Here is a 16,013-nt window from a genome sequence, read left to right as displayed (position 1 = left end):
AATCAGTCGGAAAAACTGCCTTGCAAACGCTCGGCGCGAAACTCCAGGGTTTCCGGGCGGTAGCCGGGACGTAGCGGCGGCATGGGCAGGCAGTCTTCCCAACGGCCACCGGCCTGTAATTCGCCGGGACCGCGATAGCGTGGGGCGGTGTATTGATTGTCGGCCAGATTGACGGTGTCACCGGGCGCATAGGCCGCGACTCGCCAGCGTAATTCGGTCAACGGCACGTCGTTGCCATTGTTCATGGTCAATTGCAGCGGACGGTCGGGAGGGCAGTGCTGCGGCGCATAACTGATGCGCAGCTCCAGGCGTTGCAGCTGCTTGAGCTCGCGGTGGTCCATCCAGATGACCCAGGTGGCGACGATGCCGAGCCCCACAGCGGCGGCAACCGAGACGGGCAAGGCTTTGGCCGGGTAGCGCAGTAGCAGGATCAGCCAGGTAATGACCAGCAGGATACCGATAAACATGACGCGCCAACCTCGGGAGTAGAGGAGACCATCCTACCTAAGCGCAGGTGGGGTTGGCGATGGGCTGATTGTTATGGTGTCTGTGCCGGCCTAATCGCTGGCAAGCCAGCTCCCACAGTGTTTGCGGGTGTTCACAAGATAGGTGTTCACCGCTGAAACCTGTGGGAGCTGGCTTGCCAGCGATGGGGTCGGTGGAGGCAATACAAAAACCTGACAAAAAAAGCCCCCACCCAAACTACTGCGGATAGGGGACGCAGTGGCCTGGATGGGGGCTTCTTTTTAACTGCAGGTTTACTGCGCGATGGTTTTCACCGACACGCCACGCTCGATTGGCGTCGAGCGACCGTAGATATCCTCAAACCGCTCGATATCGTCTTCGCCCAGGTAGCTGCCCGACTGCACTTCAATAATCTCCAGCGGGATTTTGCCCGGGTTACGCAGGCGGTGCACCGAAGCGATCGGAATGTAGGTCGACTGGTTCTCGGTGAGCAGGAACACGTTCTCATCGCAGGTCACTTCAGCCGTGCCGCTGACCACGATCCAGTGTTCGGCGCGGTGGTGGTGCATTTGCAGCGACAGACATGCGCCCGGCTTGACCGAGATGTGCTTGACCTGGAAACGACCGCCCATGTCCACCGAGTCGTAGGAGCCCCACGGACGGTAGACCTCGCAGTGGTTCTGGGTTTCGCTGCGGCCCTGTTCGTTGAGGGTGTTGACCATCTGTTTCACGCCTTGGACCTTGTCCTTGTGGGCGATCATCATGGCGTCCTTGGTTTCGACCACGACGATGTTTTCCAGGCCGATCACCGACACCAGTTTACCGTTGCCGTGGATCATGCAGTTTTTGCTGTCCTGGATCACCACGTCGCCTTTGGTGACGTTGCCGTTGGCGTCTTTGGCATTGACTTCCCACAGCGACGACCAGCAACCGACATCGCTCCAGCCCGCGGTCAGCGGGACTACGCAGGCGCGCTGGGTTTTTTCCATCACCGAGTAGTCGATGGAGTTGTCCGGGCAGCAGGCGAAGGTGGCTTCGTCGATGGTGACGGTATCTGCGTCCTGAGCGCTGCGTTCCAGGGTCAGCAGGCAAGTGTCGTAGATGTCCGGATCGTGCTTTTTCAGCTCTTCAAGGAAACGGCTGGCGCGGAACAGGAACATGCCGCTGTTCCAGAAGTAGCCGCCGGACTGCACGTACTCGGTGGCGCGTTTCACGTCGGGTTTTTCGACGAAGTGCGAAACACGGCTGACGCCTTCAGGCAGCAGCGAATCGTTGGTCGACTTGATGTAGCCGTAACCGGTTTCCGGTTTGGTCGCCGGCACGCCGAACAGCACCATCTCGCCGTTTTCGGCCGCGACGGTGGCCAGGGCCAGGGCGCGTTGCAGGGCTTTCTGGTCTTCCAGCACGTGGTCGGCCGGCAGCACCAGCATCAGCTCGTCGCGACCTTCATTGACCAGCATCATCGCGGTCAGGGCCACGGCCGGCGCCGTGTTGCGACCGAACGGTTCCATCAGGATGCGCTGGGTTTCGAGTTTGCGCGCAGTCAGTTGCTCATTGACGATGAAACGGTGGTCCTTGTTGCAGACCACGATTGGCGTGTCCATGCCGTCGAACACCAGGCGTTCCAGGGTTTGCTGGAACAAAGTGTGCTCGCCGGTCAGGGCCAGGAACTGTTTAGGGAACTGCTTACGCGAAAGCGGCCAAAGACGCGAACCGCTACCACCTGACAAGATCACCGGAATCATGTTGTTACTCCTTGCAAATCGTTTGGTTAGAGCGACGAACGTTGTGTCGTTTCACTCTTGTTTTTGTTCCGTGTCCAAGGCTGACTCGACTCCCTTGTAGGAGCCGGCTTGCTGGCGATGGGAACCTTGAGGACGCCATCGCTGGCAAGCCAGCTCCTACAGGGGCTGTGTTTGCGGTCAGTCCTGGTAAAAATTGTTTAGCGCGTCGAGACCGGGCGTTTTACCCAGACTGGCGACAGGCTGCTGCCGTTACCGGTGACGTACAGCACTGCCGCTTCACCGCGTTCCAGGGCGACGGGTTTCACGTCGCCGACTTTCGTTGCGCCATCGTATAGCGCCAGGCTGACTTTGACCGGGTTGATTTCACGCTCGCCACGACCCTTGGGCGCAACGTTCGGGACCACGTCGGTCTTGCCGTCGGCGGTTTTCAGGGTCAGCGCCTTGTCGCTGAGGTTTTGCACACGCACCAGGGATTTCTGCTTGTTCTTGAACGGCGGCTCTTCAATCAGTTGCGGCGCGCCGCTGGCGTTGTTGACCAGGGTGTAATAGTGATCGCCGGCCAGTTTCACCGGCAGGGTCTGGCTGCCGACCTTGGCGCTGTAGTCGCCGCCCGGCATGAAGCTGAAGTCACTGCTGGCCAACGGCGCGACATCACTCAGGTTGGTGCTGCCGACGGTGGCGCTGACTTCGGCGTTACTGGCGTTGAAGATACGCACGAAGGACGAGCCTTTCGGGGCGGTCGGGCCGTAGAGCGCGGAGTCGCCAGCGGCGAAGGCCTGCATCGAAAGCACACTCATACCAGCAACCAGTGCAAAGGTCTTGGCGAGACGACGAGGAGTAGTCGTGAAAGTCATGGTAGTACCTCTCTCTTTCAGTTTTGCGCCCGGTCGGGCGTCTCGGATTTAGTGTTGATGGCTACGTTTTGTTGGCGGGCGCCGGCTTGTTTAAGCTCTGCGACCCACTGCGGGTCGGCGTCGCCGATTTCGTTGTTCACAGGCAGATATCGTTCAGGGAACTCCCAGATCAGCACTTGGGGCGGGCTGTTCTTGAAAGCGTCGCTTTTGAGGTAGCTGAGCATCGGCAGAATCGGGCCGTGGCCGTCTTCGGCGTAATTGACCACGTCACTGTTGAGCGCTTGCTTGAGCGCACCGACGAAGTTCCAGTTCGGATTGGCGCTGTAGCTGGTGCCGATCAGGGCCACCGGCACTTCAGTGTTGGCGAACAGGGCGTCGTCGCCGGCGGGCTGATCTTGCGCCGCGACCGTATTGCGCTTCTGCAAGGGCTCTTGCTTGGGCATCAGGTTTTCGAACAGCGGGTCCAGTGGCAGGAACAGACGCAGGTCGCCCTTGTGCGTGATGGTTTCCGCAGGCTCGGTGACGAAGCGCTGCGGCTCGCCGCTCAGCGGGTACTTGTCGGCGATGGTCTTGGCCAAACGATTGGCGGCGATCTCGGCACCTTGTGGCGTCCAGTGCGTGTCGGTGCGCAGGAACACTTGCTGGCCGTTCTGCTTGGCCTGCATCAGCGGGCCGAGCAGGTCAGGTGCAGGAATCCGGTCAGCGGCCAGGCGCTGGTGGAAATCCTTGTACAGGTTGGCGTGGATGCTGGCCGGTTTCACCTCACCGAGGTGTTCCGGGTACAGGCGCACCTTGGCCGGCACCACCGCCATCACCAGTTGCACGCCTTTGGCTTTCAGCGTTTGGCGCACGCCTTCGACCAGCGCGTAGTTGCCTTGCAGGTTCAACTCTTCGTTGACGATCGGGTGGAATTCTTCATCGCTGTACAACCACTGATCGCGACCGAGCACCACGCCCGGACGACCTTCGTTGAACAGTTTGAAATCCAGTGCGGCCCAGAGGTTGGTGCCCAGGCGCTTGATCGGAAACTCGTCGTCGTAGTGGGTTTCCACAGCCTTGGTCCAGCGGCCGTTGAGCACCGTCGCATCGGCGTTGGTGCTGAAGCCCAGGAAGCTGCGAACCGACCACACGCCCAGGGCGAGCAGCGTCACCAGGAACAGGGCGATGTAGAAGATGCGTAATGAGCGGGTCATGGTCAGATCCCTCAGAACTGGAAGTAAAGGAACGGCGAGAAGCTTTGCGCCGAGAGTTTGAGAATCGAGGCGATGAACAGCAGCAACACCAGCGCACGCATGGCATAGCGCGACCAGTCAGCGGTCCAGTAGGCCGGTTGCACCTGGGCGTCGACGCCGACGGTGTAGCCAGGCTGGTGGATGCTCGCCGGGTTATCCCCAGGCGCGGCTTTGATCAGGCCTGGTTCGGTGGCGGCCGGGCCGTCGCTGTCGACGTTCACCGCAGGCTTGGTCTTGGCAGGCGGCTGATTGCTGTAGAAGTCACGGATGCCGAAGAACGCCAGGGTCACGTAAGCCACGATCAGTGTTGCCACTTGCAGGCCGGTGAGGCTGGCCTGATTGAGTTCCGACAGCGACCAGTCGCCGAAGCTGAACATCGCGCCGTACATGCGACCGGCAACGTGCAGGTTCTCGGCACGGAAAATCACCCAGCCCATCACCACCAGCAGGAAGGTCAGCGCCCAGCGGATCGGGTTGATGCTGCGCGGCGAGGTGTTCAGGCCAAGGGCTTTTTCAATCGCCAGCCACATGCCGTGCCATGCACCCCAGACGATGTAGGTGATGTTCGCGCCGTGCCACAGACCACCGAGCAGCATGGTCAGGAACAGGTTGCGATAGGTCATCAGCGTGCCTTTGCGATTGCCGCCGAGGGTGATGTACAGATAGTCACGCAACCAGGTCGACAGGCTGATGTGCCAGCGGCGCCAGAACTCGGTGATCGACTGGCTGATGTACGGCTGCTTGAAGTTTTCCATGAAGCGGAAACCCATCATCAAGCCCAGGCCGATGGCCATGTCGCTGTAGCCGGAGAAGTCGAAATACAACTGCGCGGTGTAGGCCAGGGCGCCGAGCCAGGCATCGCCCGTGGTCGGGTTTTGCAGGGCAAAGCAATGGTCGGCCACCACCGCGAGGGTGTCGGCGATGAAGACCTTCTTGATGAAACCCTGCATGAACCGCGTGCAGCCCTCGGAGAATTTGTCGAGGGTGTGGGTGCGGTTGTTGAACTGATCGGCCAGGTCGCGGAAACGCAGCACGGGGCCGGCGATCAGGTGCGGGAAGATCGCCACGAATGCGGCGAAGTCGATCAGGTTACGGGTCGCCGGGGTGTCACCACGGTAGACGTCGATGATGTAGCTGATGGACTCGAAAATGTAGAACGAGATCCCGATCGGCAACAGCACGTGGGTCAGGATGAACGGCTCAAGGCCCACCGACGTCATCATCGCGTTGATGCTGTCGACGCCGAAGTTGGCGTACTTGAAGTAGCCGAGGATGCACAGGTCGACGACCACGCCGAGCAGCAGCCAGCGCTGCGCCGGTTTGGTCCTGACGCCTGCGGCACCGACTTTCAGGCCGATCCAGTAGTTCCACAGCGTGACGGCCGCGAACAGTGCCAAAAAGTCCACACGCCACCAGGCGTAGAACATGTAGCTGGCAATCAGCAGCAGCAAATTGCGATAGCGTTGCCCGCTCAGGTAGTACAAGCCGAGAAAGATCGGCAAGAACAGAAACAGGAACACGTTGGATGAAAATACCATCCCGATCTCTCCATGTTTAACCAACAGTCAAGGGCCAACGGCCCCCCCAAACCCCCCACAGAAATCCGGGGGGATGTATTGCATTCAAGCCACCGCGATCCCTTGTAGGAGCCGGCTTGCTGGCGAAGGCGGCAGATCAGTCGACATCGATGGTGAATGTCATACCGCCATCGCCAGCAAGCCGGCTCCTACAAAGGATTTGCGTTAAGAACCCTTGCCCTTTTCATTGGCCGGGTCGTAGACCTTGGTCAGGTCGCCGCCCAGGCGAAAGGTCTTGAACGGTTGCATGTCATGCTTCTTCTCCAGCACATCCGGCGCGCAGGTGTAGAGCGAGCAGAACGGTTCGAGCCAGGCGAATTTCGAGTCGACCTTCAGGTCGGTCATGTCCTGTTCCTTGCCGTTTTTTTCTTCGAACTCATCCGGGTCTTTCACCCCGGCGAGCACGCGATCACCCAGGCGTTTCAACGCGCCGTTGTTTTCCTGACGCAAGTCCACACCGTTGACCTGAGCGAAACTGGCGATCATCGCCAGCGGCGGCAGGGCGTAGTTGTGGTACGCCAGCGCCCGTTGCTGACGCTTGAGTTCGTTGGGCAGGTAACCGTCGGCGTCGACCTGGTTAGCGCCGACCTTGAATTCCTTCACGGCCCAGTCGAACAGGTCGCGGCGGTTGGTGGCGACGGACGTGGCCATCACCGACCAGGCGGCCCAGTACGAGTGGTTGTTGGTCTTGTCCAGCGGCAGGTTGTCCCAGTCGCTGACCACCTGATCGGCCATCTTGCTGAACCAGGCTTCGATCAGCTGCGACTCTTGCTGATGGTTGGCCAGCGGATGGGAGTCGGAAAACTTCAGGCGAATGTATGAAGACGCCATACTGCCCAACGCCCATTTGCGCATCGACTTGCCGGTGTGGTTGAAGTCCTTGGACATCAACGCATCGGCCTTGGCCCACGCGGTGAGCCAGTTCAACGTGCACTCCAACTGTTCCGGGCGACCGTCACGCATGAATTGCATCACGCGCTTGCTGGTGCCACGTTCCATTTTGGTGATGTCGGCGGTGCTGTCGCGGAAGGCTTTTTCAGACTGTACGTTCAGGGTCGAACGGGCTTTGTCCGAGCCTTCGTACTTGCTGCGAAATTGCAGCGAGCCGGTGTAGGGCGTCGGCAGCGCATCGCAGCCTTCGCTCTTGTCGCCGGTTTTGACTTTCTCGATCGGCGCAAAATAGCCCTGTGGCGGACGCAATGGCGCCGCGGCCTGAGTCGCGCCCGCGAACATCGCCAGGCTCAACAGCGTCGGTGCCAACAGTTTTGCAATTTTCGGATTTCGCATAGCAGACCTCATTGCCCGGCCGAAGCGGTACGTTGCTCAGCGCTCGGGAATACGTTGCGTTTGCAGATTTTCGCTTCGACTTTCTGTGGCGCGGCGCCCGCTTGTTCCGGGCCCTGGACTTCGACGGCCAGCAGGTTCTGCGAGGCCCAGTCTTCGTCCGTGCGCAACTCGAAGGCGAAACGTCCGTCAGTGTCGGAGGTTTCCGGTTTGTCGATCTTGATGTCCTCGTGGCGACCGTTCATGTACCAGAGGGTGGCTTGCAGGGTTTTCACCGAGGTGTCGGCGAAGCGGATGTCGACCTGGTGACTGCTGTTGCGCAGGTCGAGGTTTTTGCTGTTGACCATCAATTCGTTCTTGCCCGGCTTGAGCGTGGCGCTGCCGGACATCTGTGCATCCTTGCCTTCGCAACCGTTGTCCAGCAGCGCCATCATCTGGCGGTAGATGGTTTCCTGGTCGAGGCGATAGAGCGGCGAGAATTCCCAGATGAGAATTTTCGGCGGGTTCTTCTGGAATTCGTCGCTGCCCAGGTACTGCAGCATCGAACCTTCCAGGCCACCGCCGGGGAACGCCACGTTGAGAATGTCAGCGCCGATGGCCTCTTCGAGGAAACCGGCGAAGTTGTAATTCTTGCCACTGTGACTGGTGCCGACCAGGGTGATCTGCGGGTTGCCGGAATCGCCGAACAGATCGCCATCGCCCGCTTCGCCCTTGGGCTCGGTGGTGAACTGATCCATGTACTGGATCGCGTAGCTGGTGCCACAGAGTTGACCGGCCATGTTGTGCAATGTTCCGGTCTTGCCCATGCGACCCGACTTTTTGGTCTCGAATTCGCGCTTGGGAATGTCGGCGAATTCAGGCAGCTGCTTGACCTTCTCGGCGACGATTTTCGCCGTGCGTTGGGCGCCATAAGGGGTCCAGTGCTGGTCGCCACGGAAGTAGAAATCGTGGGCGGGCAGGGTGTCGGGCAACGACTCGTTGGTCAGCGGCGACAGGTCTGGCACGACGTAACCCATGGCCGCGAAACGACCGAGCATGGACTTGTAGTTCCTCAACGCCTTGTCGAAATCGAAGCTGGCTTTCTCGGCCGGGTTGAGCTTGTTGCGGTTCACCAGGCCACGGGTCGGCTGGTACACGACAACCAGTTCCACGCCTTTGCTCTTGAACGCATCGTGCAGTTGCTTCATGCGTTTGTAGCCGGCCGGGGTGGTGTCGAATTCGGTGCGCAAGTCTTCTTGCGTACGGAACAGCCAGTCGCCCTGGGCCTGTACCAGCGTGGTGAAGTTCTGCTGATAACGCGTGGTGTAGTTCTTCGCGTCGTGGGCGGCGGGGCACAGGCTGCAGCACGGTTCTGCGCTGAACTTGGGCGCTTGCACCTCATCGGCACGCACGCCGCCGCTGGCCGCGAGAATGCCGGCGGTCAGGGCCGACAGGCTGAGTAATTTGATCAAGTGTGGGTGCATAAAATTATCCTCAGTCCTGCATTTCGGTCTGGCGTTCGACAGGGTCGATCAGCACGGCTTTCTGCTGGCGCACCAGCAAATCGAGAATTTCATCCTGGCGCTCGCCGAGAATCCCCGAGAAGCTGATGCCGCTGGATTTGGTCGGGGCGAGCATGGACACGCGATACAACTCGACGCTCAGTGGCGAGTCGATGGACAGCGGGCCACTGCCGTTGGCCGCCAGCTCACCGCCCACGACGATCAGCGATACCTGCGCATCGAACGGGTCGAGCTTGATGTCACGGTCGGTGTTGCTCAGGTCTTTGATGTGGCCGTACACGCCGGTCAGGCCGTTGGCCATCGCAACGTTTTCGTACAGGCGAATGTTCACGCTGTTACGAATGCGGATGCCGTGGCGGCGGTTGCTCACGACTTTGTTGCCCCACAGCAAATTGTCGGCACTCTCGTAGAGGGTGATGCCGTCGGTGTGGTTCTGGTAGATCTCGTTGTGGGCGATCAGGTTGTTGACGCTGTTCCGATCGATCACCAGACCCGACAACTTGTTGTCGTAGCTGCGGTTGTTGAAGATGAAGCTGTCGTTGACCTCACGGGAAATAATGATCCCGTGCTTCTTCTTGGTCCCGTACACCGTATTGTCGGCAATGATCAGACCGTGGGAACGGTCGTGCGGGTCGATGCCGTAGACGATGTTGTCTTTGTAGGTGTTGCCCTTGACCACGAAGTTGCTGGTTTCGTAGCAGTAGAAGCCGTACCACATGTCCGAGAACTCGGAACCGACGATCCAGCCGGTCGGTTCAGGGCGCTTGAGCACCTTGGCCATGTTCGGCGTGTATTGGGAAATACTCACGCCGTACGACTTACTGTTGGCGTAACCGAAACTGGCCATCTTGCTGTTGGCGATATAGGTCTCGGTGCCACCCCAGGCCAGCAGGAACGGACGGAATTCCTTGGGCGATTTGAATGTCGCCGGGCCGTTGTCCTTTTCGCGCCAGCCAGTGATTTTGGTATCACGCACGAACAGCTGGCCGTCGTTGACCAGGAACGAACCGGCCTCTTGCGACAGGCGCAACTCCTGGGTCTGCTTATCGATTTCGAGAATGCCGTGACGGCCGACCACGATCGGCAGTTTGGCGAGGAACACACCCGGCGAGGTTTCGCTGAAGTACTGCTTGGGCAGTTTCTTCGCCAGGTCCTTGAGGTTCATGTAGCCGTCGTCGACAAAGATCGCCTGGGGGATGCCGTGCTGACGCACCACCCACTCGGCCATCTTGTTGTCGCCGCCGATGAAGTCCTTCAGGGCGTCTTCCTGCATCATCCGGCGCACGCTGATTTTGCCTGCCTTGCTGCGCACGATTTTCGCGGCGATGGCCTCAGCGGTGTAGCCGGACACGTCCGGCAATTTCGGCGTGGCCAGTTCCAGCGGTGCGGTCGGTGCGCTGCTGACGGTGTAGGTCTTGGCCTGTTGCAGTTCCTTGGCCACGGTCGCCGGCTTTGCAACTGGCTCCACATTGGCGAAGGCAGTCGCACTGGCCAGCAGCATCGCGCCGGCCAGCAGGCTGATCGAGCCCTTTATGGCTTGATGATTCATCTGGGAGACTCCCTTCGCAATGTGCATCAGAAGCGCCAGATCACGTCGATGAACGCGCGGTGCATGTACGAATCGACTTCCTTGCCATACGCATCACCCGGCTTGAACACGCCGCCACGCAAGCGCACCAGCGCCGAAGGTTCGTCGATCGCCTGACTCATAGACGCAGGCAGCAGGCCCTGCTTGAAGTACTTGGTCACTACCAGGTCCATCTCCTGACCGAGGTCTTTCTCGCCGTCGTTCAGCGGCAGGGAGGTGCTGGAGAGGATCGCGCCGGTCACGTCGTCAGTGTTGTTCTGCACCGCGTCGATGCCGTTGCTGCCGACCGGCTTATTGCCGTCGACGCGCCAGAATTTGTGGTAGATCAGGCTGGCGTCGTATTCGTCGTTGAGCATCCAGGAACCGAACAGCGTGGTCGATTGCAGGTTGTTCATTTCGCCACGGAAGGCTTCGCCGAAACGGTGCACACGCGAACGTGTACCGGTGTAGTTCGAGCGGTTACTTTCCAGACCGTTCTGTTCATAGTCTTCGCTGGCGCGGGCATAGGCAGCGCCCACTTGCCATTGCGGATCGAGGCGCAAGCGCACACCCAGGTCAGTGGCCCAGCCGTCGACATCGCCACTGCGTTTGGCTTGTGCGGGAGCGCTGCCATCGGCGTTCAGCGGGTTGACCGTGTCGCGGTCACCGCTCATGCCGGTGATGCTGCCCCAGTAGTTGACGGTGTTGGTATTGCGCCAGTTATAAGCGTCGCTGTCGGCGGTGAGACCGAGCCAGCTGATGTCGCCGTTCTGCTTCTTGTCCAGCGAATCGCCCGGCACACCCGGTTGTGCGTAGTCGAGTTTGCCGTCGTCGTGGGTGTGGTGGCCGCGAATGCCGACCCAGTTGCCCGGTGTCCACTGGTATGCCGCATCGGCGTAGGCGTGCAGGCGATCCTTGTCTTGCGGCGCCAGCTCTTTCAGGTCGGTGCGGTACTCGCTGAAGCGTTCGGCGATACCGACGTTGGCGCGCAGCAGAGTGGTGTCGAAGGTCCAGTTCAGGGCTTCGATGTTGGTGTCGCGCCACTGGCCGTCGTCGTTGCGCAGGCGCTGGCGACCGAACTTCAGGATCTCGCCCGGGTAAGGCGTGAAGCCGCTGTAGCCGACCCAGAACTCGCGCATGGCCAGGTAGTTTTTCTTGGTTTCGCGATCACCGTTGTCGGTGTTCTCGGCGCCATCGGATTGTTGCAGGGTGTCGGTCTCGATGATGTCGGTGGACGTCACCGCCTGACCCATGGCGTAGGCGCTCCACGCGCCGCTTTCGCCATAAACCCAAGGACGCAGGTCGAGGCCGAGGCCGTTGACGTCGCCGCCGCCCTGAGTGCCGAGGTCACGGTCGTCTTCGGACTGGCCGGTGATTTTCACGTCCAGGCCATAGTTCTTGGTTTCTTCGGTCATCGCAGCGAGCGTCGGGCAAGACCAGATCAGCGCGAACGTCAGGCCGATACCGGCCTTCATGAATGGATTCAATTTCATAGGGATTCCTCGCCATCTTCTTCTTGCAGGGCGTGCAGTGGCAGCGTGTTCTGGCTCAAGTTGCCGCGAACAGACTGTTCCTGTTTCAACAGGCGTTGGGCCTCGGCCAATTGCGCAGGTGGCAGTTGGGCTTCGAGGGTTTGCGCAAGCTCGGTGGCTTGCGGGGTGTTCTGGGCCTTGGCCAGTTGGCTGAAGACGTATGCGTTGAGCGGGTCAGGCTTGGTGCCTTTGCCTTGGGAGAACAGTTGGGCGATGGCGAAGTCGGCGCTGTTCTGGCCGTTGCGCGCAGCGGTCAGCAGATGGTCGAGCGCTTTCTGCGGATAGACCTTGCCCAGGTAACCACGACGATAGATCTGACCGAGGTAGTAATCGGCGGCGACTTCGCGGCCAACGGCTTTCTGGAAATGCTCCTCGGCAACCTTGGCGTCGGCCGGAACCATCTTGCCTTCGTAGTAGAGCTTGCCCAGCAACAGCTCGGCGCGCGGTTGATCGGCGGCGCGACCGTTGTCCAGGTACTTCATCATCTGATCGACGTCACCCAGTTCGGGGAAATCGTAGAGCAGTTGCGCGAGCGTGACCCACGATGCCGGGTAGCCTGGGGCGATCGGTTCGAGCAGCGATTGCGCGGTCTTTTCGTCGGGCGTGCCCAGGGTCGAATCCGCGAGCACACGGGCGACGCTGTCCACGCGTTGAGCGGATACAGTGCCGCGAGCATGACCGGCTTGCATCTGTTTGATCAGCTCGGCCTGTTGTTCAGGCTGGGCCTTTTTCTGATAGACCGTGGCCAGTTCGACGTAGCAGATGTCGGTGGTGTTGATCGCGGCCTTGCAGATCTTTTCCACGTCATCCAGGTGCTGGTCGTAGGTGCCTTGGGTGCGATACAGCAGCACTTGCGCAAGCCCGGCTTCCGGTTTGCCTTCGGCGCGCCATTGGCTGATCTGCTTCTGTGCATCGACGTTGGGGAAGCTGTGCGGGTATTGCAGGTACAGCATCGCCAACGGGATCAGCGTGTTGCCTTCGCCAGCGGCGGCGGCTTTTTTCAGCAGGGTTTCAGCTTCGTGCTGCTCGGCTTCGGTGGAGCCGGGCTTGGCCACCAGCAGGCGACCGAGGCGAGCCTGGGCACGCGGGGAGACGCTGGCGGCAGCGCGGTAAGTCGCCTCGGCCTGTTTCATCTGCGCCGGGTCGCGGCTGTCGACTTGAAGGTCGGCCAGGCCGACCTGGGCTTCGCTGTAGCCCAGGTCTGCCAGCTGCTGGTAGTTCGCCGCGGCAGTGGTGGTGTCACCGCGCTTGAGGGCTTCGTTGGCCAGGCGTTGGTCGGGCAGGCCGGCGCAACCGGCCAGACTCACAGCCAGCGCCAGCGAGCACACCATATGCCCCCTGTAGGAGCTGGCTTGCCAGCGATTCGCTTGACGCGGTTTTTCAGTTACACCGCAGTGATCCAATCGCTGGCAAGCCAGCTCCCACAGGGAACTCGGTGTTTTCAGGAGGCTGATGATAGTCACAGGCATGTCCTCGACTTAAAGACCGGCAGCCATGGCTTTGTCGATCAGCCAGTTCAGGTTCGGGCCACGGTCGCTGTTCACTTCCACCGGGCGACCGGCGAGGGTGCTGTCCAGGGCTTCGTCGGGCTGGATCAGTACGCGGATATCGGAAGACAGATCGGCGCTTTTCAGGCTGGTGCTGCTGACGATCTTGCCGGTGCGGGTCTTGTCTTCGCCGGCGATCTGGAAGCGCACGGCGGTGCCAGGCAGCACGTCACCGAACTGGCGATAGGAGAAGCGCGCTTCGACGTTGGCTTCGGTATTGCGCGGCACCAGCTGGAAGATCACGTCGCCCTTGCTGGCGTACTGACCGTTGGCGACCATTTGCTGGGCCACGGTGCAATCGCATGGCGAGGTCAGGGTGCCGGTCATTTGCTTGCCGAACAGCTCTTCAACTTTGGCCGGCGACAGTTGATCGTCTTCCAGGTGACCCTTGAGCACGTCGAGCATGCTGGTGCTGAACGTCGCCAGCGGTGCGCCTTTAGCGGCCACGCCGTCGCCTTTCACCAGGCTCTGCACGGTGCCGTCACGGGGCATGGTGATGTTCACGCCCGGCACGCTGACCAGACCGGCCTGGGCGTGGCTGACGAAGTACATGCCATACACCGATTTGAAAATGAACCCGAACGCTGCCAGGCCCACGACGAAAACGCCGAGGCTGAAAGTCACGGCTTTCATGCGGCCCAGCGCGCTCATGCCGTGGCCGCCGTCTTTGTTCTTGCGCGCCTTGGTGAAGTTGTCGCGCTGCAAGGTTGCCAACATTTCACCGATGCTGACGAGATCGCCGGCCAGGTGCGAGGTGATCAGGTGGCGCAGGGTCGAGATGTCTTGTGGTTCCAGGTTCTGGAACTGGCAACCGGCGCGGCCGGTCTGGCGATCAAACGAGCGGACCTGCAGTTCGACGTCCATGGCCAGGCCAAGGTTGTCGATCACGAATTGCAGGCGAGCCTTGTACACATCACCCACTTTGAGCGGCAACTGACCGGCGCTGAACGCCAGGCCGCCGGCGGACAGGTCGATGACCCGGGCTTCGACCGGCGTGCGGTCGGGGCCGAAGAAACGCAGCTTGGCCGGGATTTTTACGCGGGCGTGTTGGCGCTGGGCTTCGGATTCGTGCACTACGTTGCTGTTGACGGCGGTATTCATATGGGCGATTTCCTGGTTAATTCAAAAAAGGGGCGGTCAGACCATCAGCAGCAGCACGGCGACAAAAATGCTGCCGGCGGAGAAGGTCATGGTCCGAGACGACCAGGTGTTGAACCAACGTTGAAAGCTGGCAAGATCACGGGTCAGGGAAGTGGGTTGGCGAGTCCAGGACTGTTGGTCGAGGCGGAAGAACACGTAGATCTTCACCAGCGCGCCGACGATCTGGTTGTAATAGAGAATCGCCGGGTAGGCCGGGCCGATCCGGTGACCGGAGCACGACAGCAGCAGGGTCAGGATCAGGCGGGTGATGCCGATCCACAGCAGGTACACCAGGATGAACGCAGTGCCGTACTTGAAGCTGGCGATGATCGCGACGGTCAGGCCCAGCAGCGAGGTCCACATCGACACGCGCTGATCGAACAGCACCACCGAGGTGAAGGCACCTAGGCGTTTGACGCCCAGGCCCAAGGCCCGGGAGTTCTGCCGCAGATTGTTGCCGTACCAGCGGAACATCAGCTTGCGACTGGCCTTGATGAAGCTCTTTTCCGGGGGATGCTCGACGGTGTTGATCGCGGCGTCTGGCACGTAGAAGGTGTCATAGCCCAGGCGCATCAGGCTGAACCAGCTCGACTTGTCGTCGCCGGTCAGGAACTTGAAACGACCCAGGCGCCAGTGTTGCAGCGAGTCGCTTTCCACGTCGGCGATGAATTCCGGGTTGGTGACCACGGTGGCACGGAACACCGACATGCGACCGGTCATGGTCAGCACGCGCTTGGACAAAGCCATCGAGCACATGTTGATGTGGCGCTGGGCGAAACGCAGCTTGTGCCATTCGCTCATGATGTAGCCGCCGCGCACTTCGCAAAACTCGTTGGTGGTCAGGCCGCCGACATTGCCGAACAGTTGGAACCACGGCACGGTCTTGCGTACCACACCTTCGCCGAGCACGGTGTCGCCATCGATCACGGCGACCACGGCGCGGTCATCCGGCAGGTGACGGGAGATGGCGCGGAAGCCGTAGGCCAGGCCATCGCGTTTGCCGGTGCCGGGAATGCGCACGAAATCGAGCTTCACATGCGGTGGAGGGTTCATCCGCTTCCACAGGCTTTTCACCAACAGCTCATCGGACATTTCTACGATGGAGCAGACCATGGTGGTCGGCAGGCCGCAGTCGATGGCTTCGCGGATCACCGAGCTGTAGACCTGTGCGGTGGTCAGGGCGTCGATACGGAAACTGGTGACCATCAGGAATACGTGGGACGGGTCCGCCGCCTTACCCAGCTTGCGCACTTTGCGGCGCAAGTACGGGTAGACGATGTATAAAAAAATCATGCCGCGCACAAAGTGTGTAGCACCCATCGAGTAGCGCCAGATACCGACGATACCGATCAGGAAAATAAAGTCCTTCGACTCGGAGTCGAACGTGGACACAGGCAACGCCACGGCGATGCCCATCAGTAAACTTAGATAAAACAGCCAACCGGCGGCCTGAATTAGGCCGTGCTTTAGCCTGTGCATAATCTGCATCCGTCTCGATCTCGGGCGAGGCCCGAATGGGTTAAGGCAGGCGTAGAAAGCAGCCCGTAGGAGCTGCCGCAGGCTGCGAT

At 60.4% G+C, this 16,013-nt stretch carries 12 protein-coding genes; all 12 read right to left on the bottom strand.

From position 1 onward, the window contains the following. Nucleotides 1-2: 2 nt before the first annotated feature. The gene (locus tag QMK58_RS24730; protein ID WP_095056987.1) at nucleotides 3-467 is read right to left on the bottom strand and encodes a multidrug transporter; all 465 of its coding nucleotides are present in this window, start codon (nucleotides 465-467) and stop codon (nucleotides 3-5) included. 291 nt (nucleotides 468-758) lie between these two features. Next, entirely contained in the window at nucleotides 759-2,210 is a 1,452-nt protein-coding gene (locus QMK58_RS24725) for a mannose-1-phosphate guanylyltransferase/mannose-6-phosphate isomerase (protein ID WP_053155010.1), read from the bottom strand. A 197-nt stretch (nucleotides 2,211-2,407) separates the two neighbouring features. Then, on the bottom strand, nucleotides 2,408-3,064 hold the full coding sequence (locus QMK58_RS24720; protein ID WP_053155012.1) for an alginate O-acetyltransferase AlgF: 657 nt from the start codon (nucleotides 3,062-3,064) through the stop codon (nucleotides 2,408-2,410). A gap of 17 nt (nucleotides 3,065-3,081) precedes the next feature. After that, complete coding sequence (locus tag QMK58_RS24715; protein WP_053155013.1) at nucleotides 3,082-4,257, bottom strand: alginate O-acetyltransferase; 1,176 nt, start codon at nucleotides 4,255-4,257, stop codon at nucleotides 3,082-3,084. An 11-nt stretch (nucleotides 4,258-4,268) separates the two neighbouring features. After that, nucleotides 4,269-5,834, bottom strand: coding sequence for an MBOAT family O-acyltransferase (locus tag QMK58_RS24710; RefSeq protein ID WP_053155014.1), 1,566 nt, complete (start codon nucleotides 5,832-5,834; stop codon nucleotides 4,269-4,271). Nucleotides 5,835-6,038: 204 nt separating this feature from the next. Next, entirely contained in the window at nucleotides 6,039-7,160 is a 1,122-nt protein-coding gene (locus tag QMK58_RS24705) for a mannuronate-specific alginate lyase (RefSeq protein ID WP_320395572.1), read from the bottom strand. A gap of 8 nt (nucleotides 7,161-7,168) precedes the next feature. Continuing rightward, a complete protein-coding gene (locus QMK58_RS24700) occupies nucleotides 7,169-8,620 on the bottom strand; it encodes an alginate O-acetyltransferase (RefSeq protein ID WP_053155019.1) in 1,452 nt (483 codons plus the stop codon). Between the two features lie 10 nt (nucleotides 8,621-8,630). Beyond that, the gene (algG, locus tag QMK58_RS24695) at nucleotides 8,631-10,208 is read right to left on the bottom strand and encodes a mannuronan 5-epimerase AlgG (protein WP_053155021.1); all 1,578 of its coding nucleotides are present in this window, start codon (nucleotides 10,206-10,208) and stop codon (nucleotides 8,631-8,633) included. A gap of 26 nt (nucleotides 10,209-10,234) precedes the next feature. After that, nucleotides 10,235-11,719 (bottom strand): alginate export family protein, encoded by a 1,485-nt coding sequence (locus QMK58_RS24690; RefSeq protein WP_320395571.1) that lies wholly within the window; start codon nucleotides 11,717-11,719, stop codon nucleotides 10,235-10,237. Further along, nucleotides 11,716-13,227, bottom strand: coding sequence for an alginate biosynthesis TPR repeat lipoprotein AlgK (gene algK / locus QMK58_RS24685; protein ID WP_320395570.1), 1,512 nt, complete (start codon nucleotides 13,225-13,227; stop codon nucleotides 11,716-11,718). Before algK ends, QMK58_RS24690 begins: the two co-directional genes overlap by 4 nt. Nucleotides 13,228-13,236: 9 nt before the next feature. Beyond that, on the bottom strand, nucleotides 13,237-14,406 hold the full coding sequence (locus tag QMK58_RS24680; protein ID WP_053155025.1) for an alginate biosynthesis protein Alg44: 1,170 nt from the start codon (nucleotides 14,404-14,406) through the stop codon (nucleotides 13,237-13,239). A 36-nt stretch (nucleotides 14,407-14,442) separates the two neighbouring features. Continuing rightward, nucleotides 14,443-15,924 (bottom strand): mannuronan synthase, encoded by a 1,482-nt coding sequence (gene alg8, locus QMK58_RS24675; protein WP_371259753.1) that lies wholly within the window; start codon nucleotides 15,922-15,924, stop codon nucleotides 14,443-14,445. Nucleotides 15,925-16,013 lie beyond the last annotated feature (89 nt).

Origin of the sequence: Pseudomonas sp. P8_241 (assembly GCF_034008315.1) — a bacterium.
In the GTDB taxonomy this organism is placed as follows: domain Bacteria; phylum Pseudomonadota; class Gammaproteobacteria; order Pseudomonadales; family Pseudomonadaceae; genus Aquipseudomonas.
The sequence above is the reverse complement of the archived record's forward strand: the minus strand, read 5'-3'. Positions and strand labels throughout refer to the sequence as shown.

Coding starts and splice junctions, on each gene's coding strand:
- QMK58_RS24730 (WP_095056987.1), bottom strand. CDS start 467: ATGTTTATCGGTATCCTGCTGGTCATTACCTGGCTGATCCTGCTACTG.
- QMK58_RS24720 (WP_053155012.1), bottom strand. CDS start 3,064: ATGACTTTCACGACTACTCCTCGTCGTCTCGCCAAGACCTTTGCACTG.
- alg8 (WP_371259753.1), bottom strand. CDS start 15,924: ATGCACAGGCTAAAGCACGGCCTAATTCAGGCCGCCGGTTGGCTGTTT.
- QMK58_RS24725 (WP_053155010.1), bottom strand. CDS start 2,210: ATGATTCCGGTGATCTTGTCAGGTGGTAGCGGTTCGCGTCTTTGGCCG.
- algK (WP_320395570.1), bottom strand. CDS start 13,227: ATGCCTGTGACTATCATCAGCCTCCTGAAAACACCGAGTTCCCTGTGG.
- QMK58_RS24680 (WP_053155025.1), bottom strand. CDS start 14,406: ATGAATACCGCCGTCAACAGCAACGTAGTGCACGAATCCGAAGCCCAG.
- QMK58_RS24715 (WP_053155013.1), bottom strand. CDS start 4,257: ATGACCCGCTCATTACGCATCTTCTACATCGCCCTGTTCCTGGTGACG.
- algG (WP_053155021.1), bottom strand. CDS start 10,208: ATGAATCATCAAGCCATAAAGGGCTCGATCAGCCTGCTGGCCGGCGCG.
- QMK58_RS24690 (WP_320395571.1), bottom strand. CDS start 11,719: ATGAAATTGAATCCATTCATGAAGGCCGGTATCGGCCTGACGTTCGCG.
- QMK58_RS24705 (WP_320395572.1), bottom strand. CDS start 7,160: ATGCGAAATCCGAAAATTGCAAAACTGTTGGCACCGACGCTGTTGAGC.
- QMK58_RS24700 (WP_053155019.1), bottom strand. CDS start 8,620: ATGCACCCACACTTGATCAAATTACTCAGCCTGTCGGCCCTGACCGCC.
- QMK58_RS24710 (WP_053155014.1), bottom strand. CDS start 5,834: ATGGTATTTTCATCCAACGTGTTCCTGTTTCTGTTCTTGCCGATCTTT.